The 12,373-nt window shown below is 60.2% G+C and carries 8 protein-coding genes; 1 reads left to right on the top strand and 7 read right to left on the bottom strand.

Annotated features, from left to right (window positions below; genetic code table 11):
* Positions 1-12: 12 nt before the first annotated feature.
* Genes AACY19_RS09135 through hmgA form a run of 4 tightly spaced genes read right to left on the bottom strand, consistent with a single transcriptional unit; the run spans position 13 to position 4,687 of the window.
* The gene (locus tag AACY19_RS09135; protein WP_339449929.1) at positions 13-1,368 is read right to left on the bottom strand and encodes an MFS transporter; all 1,356 of its coding nucleotides are present in this window, start codon (positions 1,366-1,368) and stop codon (positions 13-15) included.
* 58 nt (positions 1,369-1,426) lie between these two features.
* Positions 1,427-2,062 carry a maleylacetoacetate isomerase gene (gene maiA, locus AACY19_RS09130; protein ID WP_339449928.1) on the bottom strand — a complete coding sequence of 212 codons (636 nt, stop codon included), beginning with the start codon at positions 2,060-2,062 and terminating at the stop codon, positions 1,427-1,429.
* Positions 2,063-2,074: 12 nt separating this feature from the next.
* The gene (fahA, locus tag AACY19_RS09125) at positions 2,075-3,379 is read right to left on the bottom strand and encodes a fumarylacetoacetase (protein WP_339449927.1); all 1,305 of its coding nucleotides are present in this window, start codon (positions 3,377-3,379) and stop codon (positions 2,075-2,077) included.
* Positions 3,380-3,382: 3 nt separating this feature from the next.
* Complete coding sequence (gene hmgA, locus AACY19_RS09120) at positions 3,383-4,687, bottom strand: homogentisate 1,2-dioxygenase (protein WP_339449926.1); 1,305 nt, start codon at positions 4,685-4,687, stop codon at positions 3,383-3,385.
* A 165-nt stretch (positions 4,688-4,852) separates the two neighbouring features.
* Here hmgA and AACY19_RS09115 point away from each other — a divergent pair, with 165 nt between their 5' ends.
* Positions 4,853-5,647: an IclR family transcriptional regulator gene (locus AACY19_RS09115; RefSeq protein ID WP_339449925.1), complete on the top strand. Its 795-nt coding sequence runs from the start codon at positions 4,853-4,855 to the stop codon at positions 5,645-5,647.
* 13 nt (positions 5,648-5,660) lie between these two features.
* Here AACY19_RS09115 and AACY19_RS09110 read toward each other — a convergent pair whose 3' ends face one another.
* The 3 genes from AACY19_RS09110 to AACY19_RS09100 all read right to left on the bottom strand — a co-directional run bounded on the left by AACY19_RS09110 (position 5,661) and on the right by AACY19_RS09100 (position 12,356).
* The gene (locus AACY19_RS09110) at positions 5,661-8,105 is read right to left on the bottom strand and encodes a dermonecrotic toxin domain-containing protein (protein ID WP_339449924.1); all 2,445 of its coding nucleotides are present in this window, start codon (positions 8,103-8,105) and stop codon (positions 5,661-5,663) included.
* A gap of 186 nt (positions 8,106-8,291) precedes the next feature.
* Entirely contained in the window at positions 8,292-10,850 is a 2,559-nt protein-coding gene (locus AACY19_RS09105) for a helix-turn-helix transcriptional regulator (protein ID WP_339449923.1), read from the bottom strand.
* A gap of 138 nt (positions 10,851-10,988) precedes the next feature.
* The gene (locus tag AACY19_RS09100; protein WP_339449922.1) at positions 10,989-12,356 is read right to left on the bottom strand and encodes a DUF1329 domain-containing protein; all 1,368 of its coding nucleotides are present in this window, start codon (positions 12,354-12,356) and stop codon (positions 10,989-10,991) included.
* Positions 12,357-12,373 lie beyond the last annotated feature (17 nt).

Raw genomic sequence — 12,373 nt, 5'->3', positions numbered from 1 at the left:
AGCAAAAGACCTTCAGGATTTGACAGTCATGCCAACTCCGGGCGCCGCAGCGGTTTCGGACGGCGAACGTACCTGGATGATCAGCAGCGCGGCGATGACCGCCGGAATCGCGCAGAAGAAGAAAATCTGCGCCACCGGTATATGCATCGCCAACAACAGACTGCCGAACAACGGCCCAAGGATCGAACCGAAACGTCCGACGCCCAGTGCCCATCCCGTGCCAGTAGCGCGGACGTGCGCCGGATAGAAATTACTGGCGAACGCATTCAGTGTCAGTTGCCCGCCAATGATGCAGAAACCCGCAGCGAACACACAGGCCACCAGATAGCGCGGGTTGTCGTGGTTGAGCCCGAGCAGGATCGTGCACAGCGCCGCGCCCGCCAACACGGCGGACAACAAACGAACCTTGCGCTTCATGCGGTCAGCGAACCAGGCCATGCAGATCGCGCCGAGGGTGCCGGCGAACAGGAACATCGACGTCACCAGGTTGGCTTCGTTGAGTTTCAAGCCGCTTTCCAGCAACAGCGTCGGCAGCCAGCTGATCATGAAGTAGAGCAGAATCAGGCTGACGAAAAACGTCGCCCAGATCAGCAGTGTCGGACCTGCGTAGCCGTTGCGGAACAACTCGACCACGGTCAGTTTGCTGCCCTGTTCGCGTTCGTTTTGCTCCCCGGTCGCGACGGGCACCTGCCAGTCCGGCAGCATCCGCGCAGTGACTTTGCGCAGGCGTGCATAGGGCGGTGCATCGCGCAGCAGGCGTGGCAGGGATTCCGGTAACATCCACCAGAGGAAAGGGAACAGTAGCAACGGGGTCACGCCGCCGGCGAGGAACACCGCTTGCCAACCGGACTGATCAATAAAACCGGCGGCAACGAAACCACCGGCCGCACCGCCGAACGAGAAGCCGCAAGCCGCCAGGGTCACCATCAACGTGCGCAGGCGCGGTGGCGAATATTCCGACATCAACGCCATGGCGCTGGGCATCGCGCCGCCCATGCCGATGCCGCAGATAAACCGCGCAGCCATCAGAGTAGTCAGCGAATCGGCAAACACCATCAATACGGTGAGCGTGGCGTAAATCAGTACGCAAGCGAGCAGAATACGGCGCACGCCGAAACGGTCAGCGAGCGGCGTCACCGCCAGGGAACCCAGGGTGAGGCCGAGCAGGTTGGCGCTGAAGACCGGCCCGAACGCAGATTTTTCCAGCCCCCAGTCCTGCGCCAATGCCGGGACGACATAGCCTAGCACCTGGGCGTCATAGCCATCGGTGACCAGCAGCAAGGCCAGCAGAATCAAGAGCAACCACTGATAGCGGGACACAGGACGGGCGTCGAGTGCCGCCCGGAAGCTGGCAATCTGGTTGTGCATCGCAAGGTACCTGTTTTGTTTTTATGATTTGGGGAAGTGCGACTTCGCTCCCACAGGGTTATGGGGTGTCTGGCTGATGACCGGGATGCGCCTTGATGAACGCGGGATGCTCAGCCGCCAGTGCGGCAACCCGACGAATTTTCGGATACGCCTCAAGACTGACGTTGAAGCGCTCCGCCGCATACAACTGCGGAATCAGGTACACATCCGCCACACACGGCCATTCGCCAAAACAGAAACCGCTGTCGCCGATCAACTGCTCCACCGTCGCCAACCCCTGTCCGATCCAGTGACTGATCCACTCCACCACCTGCAGCTCGTCGTGCCCCAACTGGCGCAGGCGATTGAGCACGCTGACGTTGTGCAGTGGATGCACATCGCAACCGATCACCGCCGCCACGCCACGCACCCGGGCGCGGGCAACGAGGTCTTCCGGCAACAACGGCACCTGTGGATAACGTTCTTCGAGGTACTCGATGATCGCTGGCGACTGAATCAACAGCTCACCGTCATCAGTCCGCAGGGCCGGCACGCGGCCCTGCGGATTGATCGCCAGATAGGCCGCTTGCCGATGCTCGCCACCGGCTGCTGCGATCAGGTTGACCGGCAGCGCCTGATAATCGAGGCCCTTCAATGCCAGTGCGATGCGCACCCGGTACGACGAGGTCGAACGGTAATAGGTGTAGAGGTCCATAAGCCGCTCCTGTCAGCGCGCCGGCAGCACTTTGCCACGGCATTCACCGAAGCCGATGGAGGCGAAACCGTCACGGGCGCAACGTGCGCGCAGGATGATCTCATCGCCGTCCTCGAGGAATTTGCGCACTTCGCCGGAGGCCAGTTCAATCGGCTTTTTGCCACCCTCGGTGATCTCCAGCAGGCTGCCGAACTGACCGTTTTCCGGGCCGGACAAGGTTCCCGAACCGAACAGGTCACCGGCCTGCAACTGGCAACCGTTGACGCTGTGATGCGCAACCATTTGCGCAACGGTCCAGTACATGTAGCGGGTGTTGCTCAAGGTCAGGCGATGGGCCGGCAGGTTCTGCTCGCGCATGGCTTCGGTGAGCAGCAACACTTCCAGTTCGATGTCGAAGGCACCGCCGTCCTGATCGCGCTTGTCGAACAGGTACGGCAGTGGTTGCGGATCGCCTTCAGGACGCGCCGGCTGCGCGGTACGGAATGGCTCCAGCGCTTCGGCGGTGACCACCCACGGCGAGACGCTGGTGATGAAACTCTTCGACAGGAACGGGCCGAGCGGCTGGTATTCCCACGCCTGAATATCGCGCGCCGACCAGTCGTTGAGCAGGCAGAAACCGGCAATGTGTTCAGCGGCATTACCAATGGCAATCGCGTCGCCCATGTCGTTGCCCTGACCGATCCAGATGCCCAGTTCCAGCTCATAGTCCAGACGTGCGCACGGGCCGAAGACCGGCTCGGTCTGACCGGCTGGCAAGGTCTGGCCTTTCGGACGACGGACATCGGTGCCGGACGCGCGCACAGTGGACGCGCGACCGTGATATCCGATCGGCACGTGCTTGTAGTTCGGCAGCAGCGGATTGTCCGGACGGAACAGTTTGCCGACGTTTTGCGCGTGCTCGATGCCCACGTAGAAGTCGGTGTAATCACTGATGCGTGCCGGCAGATGCAGTTGGCAATCGGCCGCCAGTGGCAGCAGTTTCGCGCCCTGCGCCTCGATGTTGCCGCGCAGGGTGCTGCCTTCGCTGAACAGTTCCAGCAGGCGCGTGCGCAGGGCAACACGCGCCTCGCGACCGAGCTCGAAGAACGCGTTCAACTGACCGCCGTGCATGGCTTCGACAGCGCGGCGCGCGGCACCGTCGAACAGCCCGGCCTCCAGCGCCACTTGCAGATCGAAGATATGGTCGCCAATCGCCACGCCAGCACGCGGCGCCGAACCGTTGGTGCTGAAAACACCCAACGGCAGGTTCTGCAGCGGAAAGTCCGTGTGGCCGTTGGCAGAAGCGACCCAGCTGCGGGTGATGGAATTCTGCGTCATGAGTTATCTCCGGGTCGGGTCGAACGTGGCGGGTAAAGTGGCCCAGCAGGCGTCGTAACTGGTTTGCAATTGTGGACAATCAAGGGCGAAGCGACTTGGCCGCAGCACTTGGCTGGTCTCGAACATGAAGGCCATGGTGTTGTCGATTTTCGCAGGTGCAAGCTCGGCGTTGATCGCTTTGGTGCAGGTCTCGCCGTCCGGGCCGTGGGCGCTCATGCAGCTATGCAGCGACGCACCGCCGGGCACGAAACCTTCGGCCTTGGCGTCGTATTCGCCCTGGATCAGGCCCATGAATTCGTTCATCAGATTGCGGTGGAACCACGGCGGACGGAAGGTGTTCTCGGCGACCATCCAGCGCGGCGGGAAGATCACGAAGTCGAGGTTGGCCAGACCGTGAACGCTGGTCGGTGAGGTCAGCACCGTGAAGATCGACGGGTCCGGGTGATCGAAGCTGACCGTACCAATGGTGTTGAAACGGCGCAGGTCATATTTGTACGGGACGTTGTTGCCGTGCCAGGCGACGACGTTCAGGGGCGAATGATTGAGCTCGGTCGCCCACAACTGGCCGAGGAACTTCTGCACCAGCGTGGTCGGTTGCTGGAGGTTTTCGTAGGCGGCGACCGGGGTCAGGAAGTCGCGTGGATTAGCCAGACCGTTGCTGCCAATCGGCCCCAGATCGGGCAGACGCAGCGGCGCGCCATGGTTCTCGGCAACGTAACCGCGAGCCTGCGGGTCGAGCAGCTCGATGCGCCATTTCAGACCGCGCGGCAGCACGGCGATCTCCAGCGGCGCTACTTCCAGCACACCCAGTTCGGTGGCGATGCGCAGGCGCCCGAGTTGCGGCACCAGCAGCAGTTCGCCGTCAGCGTTGAAGAACACCCGCTCCATTGAGCGGTTGGCGGCGTAGTTGTAAATGCTGATGCCGGCGGTTCTTTGCGCAGCGGCGTTGGCCGCCATGCTGACCAGACCGTCGATGAAATCGGTCGGCTCGGTCGGAATCTCCAGCGGGTTCCAGCGCAGGCGATTGGGGGTCACGTCCCCCAGCGGCCCACCGGCCAGTTGCCGTTCCAGTTTGACGAAGGCCGGGTGATTGGCCGACGGCTGAATCCGGTACATCCAGGTCCGCCGCGCTTCGCTGCGGGCCATGGTGAACGCGGTGCCGGAGAACAGTTCGGTGTACAGGCCATAGGGGGCTTTTTGCGGGGAGTTCTGCCCGACGGGCAGCGCGCCAGGCAACGCTTCGCTGCTGAATTCGTTGCCGAAACCGGACTGATACGCCAGCGCCTGCGCGGTTGAATCGAGGTTCATGGAGCCTCCTGAACAGGGAGTCGGCAGTGGCCCATCGCTCTGGCTCAGAGTTTTCGGCACGCCGGGGTTGTTATTGTCGTAATTCGATTACGCATAACGTAATTTGCTCACTATCCAGCGTCAAGCTATAAAGACGCCCATTCGTTTCGGGAACCCGGCCGCACCATGGAAAAAACCACCGACACTCACGGCAAACAGAAAGTCCGCTCCGCCGAAGTCGGCACCGACATCCTCAAGGCGTTGGCCGAGTTGTCGCCCTCCACTTCGCTGTCGCGTCTGGCCGAACATGTGCAAATGCCCGCGAGCAAGGTGCATCGCTACCTGCAGGCGTTGATCGCTTCGGGGTTCGCCGAGCAGAACGCCGCCACCAACCACTACGGTCTCGGTCGTGAAGCCCTTCGTGTTGGCCTGGCCGCACTCAACAGTATGGACGTGCTGAAAGTCGCCGCCCTGCCGCTGGCCGAACTGCGCGATGAACTCAATGAAACCTGCTTCCTCGCGGTATGGGGCAATCAGGGCGCGACCGTGGTGCATATCGAACCGGCGGTGCGCGCGGTGACCGTCGTGACGCAATTGGGCTCGGTGTTGCCGCTGCTCAGTTCATCGACCGGACTGGTGTTCAGCGCCTACCTGCCGCCTCGGGAAACCGACGAGTTGCGCGTACAGGAAACTACCGTGGCCGAGCATCCACTGAAGGACGAAACGGCCTACGCAACGTTGTGCGAACAGATCCGCGAGCGCGGTCTGCATCATGTCCACGGCTTGCTGATGCCCGGCGTGGATGCCTTGTCGGCGCCGGTGTTCAACGCCATGGGCCAGATCGCTGCGGTATTGACCATTGTCGGCCCGACCTCACTGTTTCATGCCGACGAAAACGGCCCGGCGGCGCAGCGGTTGTTGGCTGCGACGCGGGCCGTGAGTTGGCGCATGGGTTATCAGGCTGGCGATTTCAATCGCTGAACAGCCTTCACGCTCAGATCAGCGTGGTTTGGCTGGTGCTCTGCGGGTCATCAAGAATCTCTTGAATCAACTCGATAACCCGCTGATCCAGGGTCGACTGCCCAATCGCCGCCTGTATCAGTTTCTCGACTTCTCGCGCATCGCCCAGCAAGTCGATCAGGGTCTTTTGCACCGGCGTGGCCGCAGCAGATCCCAGACCCGCCGTCCCCAGCGCCACCAACTCTACCAAGGCCTCGGTAAAGTGGCTCAGGACCTTGGCGCGGTTGCCTTCGGAATACGCCTCGAAACCCTGAACCAGATTTTTGCTTAGCAGTATCGCACTCATGGCGATGCCGACCGGGGCGTAAACAATTGCGATGGAGCTGGCCGCCAGGGTTACCGATTCCCAGACCAGGCGATTGATGATTTCGTTGAGGCTTTCGGTCTTGCCGTCGACGTCGTCAATGACTTTGCCCAAGACACTTTCGTAGCACTCGTCGAAACGGGTGAGACGGCCGCCGCTGGCCTGTTTCGGCTCATCCCGGAAATTCGATAATTGCTCAAGGTCGGTCAGATACGTGCCAACCTGCGGTTGATATTTCACATACACCCGATCATAGAAATAATCGCCGAGATTCTGATTTTTTACGCTATTGACGAACTCGCTGAACGGGCGCAACTCCCGACCATCGGGTGCCGCCGGCGTGAACAGGTAGTCAACGCTGCGGTCGCCAAACTTCAGGTTGAACAGATAAACCCCGACCACTTCCCGCGCTTCGATGTAACACTTGAACAGTGCACTGTGATTGACCACGCCATAGGCATCAGCGCCGGCGTTAATTTTCCGCGAATCATTCTCTGCATACAGGTCGACAACTTTGCACAGTTCATCAAAATGACTCATTGGCAATTGACCATTGAAGCGCGCCTGCAGGATCGCAACTTTCATCCGCCGTGCAGTGATGCTCAAGCTCACGCCGCGCTTCAATTTACCCAACGGGTGGGTGTGATTGAGGTCCACCGACTTCAGCATATCGATGTACTTTTCGCCCGGACGCAATGTGTTCGACCAACTAGCGATATCACGAATATCGAGCTTCTTGAATTCAGGGTGTCCACCGGACAGGGTATATCGCGGGTATAACGGATTGCCGACGCCAGCAGCATAAAAATGCTCTTCGCTGACGATCAATTCGGTGAGTGTCATCCGCTTTTGCTCATCGATCTGCACATAAATCAGATCCGGGTTGACCGAGACACTCTCGCCACGTTGCAGCAGAACGTCTTCGACCCGCTGCTTGATCAAGTCGTAACAGAAACGCTCATAACTCACCAGTCCCGCCTGACGCACTTCAATGGTCTGCAGGGCTTTGAGTTCATTATTGAGGCGGGTGAATTGCTGGCGCTGTTCTTGCGGTGCAGTGCGATAACCATACGGCGTGTGGCTTTCTTCCTGGGCAATGCGCCAGTCACGCTCGTTGCGCACCAGGCTGTCGAGTACTAATTCGCCGCTCTCAGGCGACGGCACCAGCGTGATGCCCGCCCAGTTCTGAGGCTTGAGCGGTACATTTTTCAGGTAACTACCCAGGGCGGCACGATCCAGCGCATGGGACTGCCAAATCAGGTAATCACAACCTTTTTCATTGGCCTGCGGATGGCGCGTCATGCCCTCTTCCACTTCGTCGGCGGCCAGCCAGCCGCTGATGCTGAGGTTGAGCACGCGAAACGACGGACTTGTGTACCAATCCTGGCCTTCGGGCGAACCCGGGGCATAGAGCAGCCAGTCGTTGCCGTCGCCGGAGCGGTCACCGATCACCACCAGATCCTTGAGCGGGCGAGTGTGCGGCAGCAGGCGCGCCGATGCGACGGTCAACTTCGCGTCGCCGGCCACTGCTTGCTGGATACGCCGCAGGTTGGAATCATTGATGTGGCCCTGCAATTTGGCGGCGAACGCACTGAACAGCAGCTTTTCCCGCAGTACTCGCTTCAGAGCGGCCAGCACGCCGCTGCGTACCCACACGTTGCGGTATTCCAAGCCGAACGTCGAACGAACATTCTGGTTCAGCAACTCCAGCAGCCAGGGAGCATCGCTGGCGTAATTAACCCCCCCGTTCGTCAGTTTAAGACTGCCGCGAAACTTGGGCTCGTGTAATCCCTGCAACAACATGTCCGTCAGTGACAATGTATCTTCTTGAATAAAAGTTCGACTCTTTTCCTGGAATACATAACGGCTGGTGACCTGGCAAAAATCAGACATCAAATCCAGACCGATATGTTGCGCCAGTGCCTTACCGGCAATATGCCGTGCATAGACCTGCACACTGGCGAACTCCCCCATTTGACTATCCAGTTCAACCTCAGCGGTCTTCAACTTCGCCTGCAATTCTGCGTAGTGAGACTGATCCTCGGTACTGGCCTGCATCAGCCATTGAGGCAACTTTACTTCACGAACATCAATATGGGTGTTCAGCATGTTCATAGCTACAGCTCCTTAATAAGTTAAATAAACCAACACAACGTCAGTCAACAAAACCTAATTCAGAGGCGATAAATGTAAAAGCTGAAAAACCATACTAAACGTGCACAACTCAGACGGCATGTAACTTCATTCGCAACTTGTAAACAATCATTCAAAAAACAACCCGACAGAGCAACTTCCCGTCTATCACCACAACCCTAATGATTTAGCCTTGGCAACCGCCTGTGTTCTGCGCTGCACACCCAACTTGCCATGAATGCGCCGGGCATGGGTTTTAACCGTATGCAACGAAATGAACAGGCTATCGGCAATCTGTTGATTGGAATGTCCCAGCGCAATCAGTTCCAGAACCTGACGCTCGCGCTGGCTCAATGCGCTGTCTTCAACAATCGGAACACTGAGTTCTTCACGCGCGGATGTCGCAGCCAATGCGTGGAGCATTGAAGGCTGACGCTGGCGCAATTCACTCAGCAGCTGTTGGCCGTGATAGCGCGTGACGCTGTCCATGCCTTCACGCAATTGCTCAAGGGCTTGCGCCTTGCTGCCACACAGCCACAGCACCTCGGCGTGGGCCAGTTGCAGTTCGCAACACAGCGCCCACATGCCTTGGGCTTTCGCCTGCTGCAGCAGGGCTTCGAGTTGCCCGGGAGCATCAGTCAACCGGGGTTGAAGACGAGCCTTCGCCAGGATCAACAGATATTCGATCCGCGGAATCAGCGTGACGGTCGCCGGCGGCGCCTGTAACGCCGCTGGCCCGCGATAATGCCGGAGCACGCGGCTCAAGGCTTCGCACGCCAGTTCGGTGCGGCCCTGCTGTAACCAGAAATGGCTGCTGACTTGCAGCAACACCCCCCGATACACCGTGTCCGGAATTTGCCGCTGTTGCATCAGCCGCTCCGCATCGCGTAGCCGCAAGAACGCCTGAGCGTAATCACCCTGATTGGCGGCCAACTGGGCCTGGCCGAGGAAACCGTAGAGCACCCGTTTGTCCTGACTGCGCAAGCAGTCCTCCAGCCCGTGCTGGAACAGTTCGCCGGCCTGCGCGTCCTCCCCCATGGACAACGCCAGTCGTGCCCGGCGCAAGGCGATGCGCCCAAGCAATGGCGTCGGTCGCTCCTGTTGCTGGCTCAACAATGCCTGCATCTGCGCCAACAATGCCTCGGCACGCGCCGGCGCTCCGCGTTGTTCCAGATATTGCGCATGGTCGAGCTCCAGCAAACCCTCGAACAGCAACGAGCCTTGCGCGCGCGCCAGACACAGGGCTTGGCGATTGATCGCCTGAGCCAGTTCCAGGTCGCCGCAGAGCAACGCCTGCTGGGTCTGCCCGGACAGGCACAACAAACGCGCCGGCCATTCATCGGGGCCGAGGGCCGTCAGGGCTTGCTGAAAATGCTCACGGGCGGCATCCATACAGCCTTGTAAATGCAGAAGCCAACCCTGCTGGGCTTGCCAGCGCGCGATCAATTGCTGTTGCAGGATTGCCGAGGGTTGCGGCAGAAATCGCGCCAAATGGCCGATCCAGGTCGCGGCCTGGGCGAAGCGTCCGGCAAACAACAGCGCCGCCGTCATCAGCCCGACCAATTGCGGCGACCCCAGCATCAGTGCCTCGCCTTGCTGCTCATGCAGACGCAATAACAGCACCACGGTCTGGTCCTCGAACAACCGCTCGAAGCTGAAATGCTGCAACAGGCTGACCGCCACCTCGTATTCTTCGGCGAGCAAGGCTTGTTCGAAGGCAGACTTCCAGTCCTCGCGAACACTGAACCACTGGCACGCCCTGCGATGCCAGGAACGCCCCGCCGGCCACTGCTCGTCCTGCATCAACCGCGACAGTGGCGCGGATATCTGCAACCAGTCGCCAGCGCCTGGCCACGGCTCGATGAAACAGCCAAGCGCTTGCAGGGTGTGCAGATACTGCGCGCCGTCACCGGTGCCAAACAGGTGATCGCACAGGCTGGCGTTAAAGCGCGGCAAATGCGCGAGCACCCGCCAGGCATCAGCCAGTTCCGGGCTCAAGCCACTGAACAGTTCGTGTTGCAGATAATCGAGCAAGGTGTCCACACGCTGCTGTGGCTGCACGGCCAGCGACCAGTCGCACTTTTGCAGCAGAACCATGCGTACACCGGCGCACCAGCCACCGGTTCGCTGGAAGATACGTGCGGCGACACTGCCGGCCTGAACCGGCGACAGGTGCCGCAGCGCACCGGCGATTTCGTGTTGTGTCAGCGCCAGGGTTGCGCTTTCGCACTCGTACAACTCATCGGCGAGCAGCAATCGCGGCCAGTTGCATTGCGGGCGTCGGCGAGTACCGATCCACCAGGTCAACGCCGGACTGCTGGCGACCAGCAGGCGGTCGAGCAACGCGTCCAGCGCCGGCTCCGCGCACCGACAATAATCATCGACAAACAGCCAGGCGGGACTCGACCAATGCGCCAGCGCTGCGATCAATCCCGACTCATCAACGCTCTCGGCCAGCCCCAACGCCTGGGCCAGACGCTGACAGAATTCGCCGCGATTCAGGGAGGCGCCCTCCAGGGGCAACCAGTGCACGCTGCACGTGGCCGGCGCCTGCAACAGGCATTCAGTGAGAAGCGCACTTTTACCGCTGCCGGCGGGCGCGCAAATCAGCCTGACCCGCGCGAGCGACGCCAGCAAGGGCCCGCTCAGGCGTGTGCGCGGTTGATGATGAGAAGACAGCCTGGGTAGAAATCCGGGGCGATCCAGACACGGAGTCATGGCGGTCATCGGGAGAGCCTTCTTATTGTTTTGCAGTCACCCTAGCCCTCTGTGATCACCTTGTTGACGAGTATTCAGCGCGCTGATTGGCAACCATAAAAAAGGCGACCGGATGGTCGCCTGATTCTTGCCGGTGTATCAAAACGCTTACCTGACGCCCTCGGCGCGCAAGGCGGACGGCGTGAAGTCAGCGGCCTTGGCTTCGAAGCCGAACTCGAAGCTGTGCTTCTCTTCGTTCTTCATCCCCAGCGCGATGTAACGACCGGCGATGATGTCGTAGAGCGCTTCAAGGGTATAAGCCTGAGCCTGGTGATCGTAGTAATACTGGGCGTGCCCTTCGGCCACTCGCCACAGTTGCCCGCGACCGTCGTAGTGATCAGCCAGCGCCACCTGCCAACTGTCCTCGTCGATGTACATGTGCCGCTTGGCGTAGATATGCCGTTCGTTCGGCTTGACCGTGCCGATCACCTCCCAGACGCGGTGCAGCTCATAGCGGGTCAGGTCCTGATTGATATGCCCGGCCTTGACGATATCGTCGTACTTGAGTGACGGCGAATCGAGTTTGTAGCTGTTGTAGGGAATGTACATCTCCTTCTTGCCGACCAGTTTCCAGTCGTAGCGATCCGGCGCGCCGGAGAACATGTCGAAGTTGTCGGAAGTGCGCAGACCATCGGCGGCGGTGCCCGGGCCGTCATACGCCACTTGCGGCGCGCGACGCACGCGACGCTGACCGGCGTTGTAGATCCACGCCAGACGCGGCTCCTTCACCTGATCGAGGGTCTCGTGCACCAGCAGCACGTTACCGGCCAGCCGCGCTGGCGCGGTCACCGATTGCTTGAAGAAGGTCAGCACGTTGGCGGCTTTGTCCGGATCGAGATCCTTCATCAATTGCGGCACGGCGATCTCTTCTTCGAAGCGGATCGGTGTGTAGCTGCCATTGGTCTGCGGCGTCACCTGGGTGATGATGCGCCGCAGGTTGCCGCCGTGATATCGGGTGATGTGGTTCCATAGCACCTCGACGCCATTCTTCGGAATCGGGAACGCGTAGTAGCGGTTGCCGGTGAAATTGGCCAGGCCATTCCCGTCGTTGATGCTGGTGACATTGAGCGCACTGCGCTTGGCCGATTCGTAGATGTCCGCCGGTGCAGCGACAGTGCGGTGGGTCGGGTAGACCGGGATCTTGTAGGTTTGCGGGTAGCGTTTGAACATCGCCACCTGACCGTCGGACAGCTTGTCCTTGTACTTGTCGACGTTGGCCGCGGTGATAGTGAACAGCGGTTTTTCATTGGCGAACGGGTCGGCGAGAAAGCCTTTACTGTCCACCGCCCCGGCGTTCTTCGGGATGCCACCGGTCCATGCCGGAATCGAGCCGTCGGCATTGCCGGCCTTCTCGGCGCCCAACGGAGTGAGGCTGCTGCCGAGCTTGTTGGCTTCATCCGGCGACACCGCCGCCATCACATTGGCCGCGAGCAGACTCAGGGCCAGCACGCTACATTGCAGAATCATTTTGCGCATTGCAGTCATCCTTCTCG

Origin of the sequence: Pseudomonas sp. EA_5y_Pfl2_R50, from assembly GCF_963970475.1 — a bacterium.
GTDB lineage: Bacteria > Pseudomonadota > Gammaproteobacteria > Pseudomonadales > Pseudomonadaceae > Aquipseudomonas.
This window is presented reverse-complemented; position numbering and strand designations above follow the sequence as displayed.